Origin of the sequence: Larkinella sp. C7 (genome assembly GCF_006149005.1) — a bacterium.
Lineage (GTDB): Bacteria > Bacteroidota > Bacteroidia > Cytophagales > Spirosomataceae > Larkinella.
Map to the genome: position 1 here is coordinate 1 of NZ_VBSL01000201.1, position 391 is coordinate 391.

Genomic DNA, 391 nt, shown 5'->3' on the forward strand with positions numbered 1-391 from the left:
CATAAATCAGGGGCAATTCAACATTATCTTGAGCATTGAGTTTGGAGAGCAGGAAGAACTGCTGGAAAACAAACCCTAACTCCTCATTACGAACACGAGCCTGTTCCTTGGACGTCAATCGCTCAACAGCCTGTCCAGCCAGTGTGTACTCCCCTGAGGTTGGCTTATCTAAGAGCCCAATAATATTCATCAAAGTTGATTTCCCAGAACCAGAAGGCCCCATAATCGCTAAGAACTCCCCTTCATGAACAGTCAGGTCGATACCTTTGAGCACCTGCAATTCCTGGTCACCATTTTGATAGGACTTGGTGATACCCTTTAGCTCCATTAAAACTTTTTCAGCCATAGTCCTCACCCCTTATCAGATGATGCTATTTCTGATTGTGACAAC

General features: G+C 44.8%; 1 protein-coding gene. It reads right to left on the bottom strand.

Translation table 11 applies throughout. The features are described from left to right. On the bottom strand, positions 1-346 hold a 346-nt coding region (locus tag FH871_RS35100; RefSeq protein ID WP_138995370.1), incomplete at its 3' end, for an ABC transporter ATP-binding protein. Between the last annotated feature and the right edge of the window lie 45 nt (positions 347-391).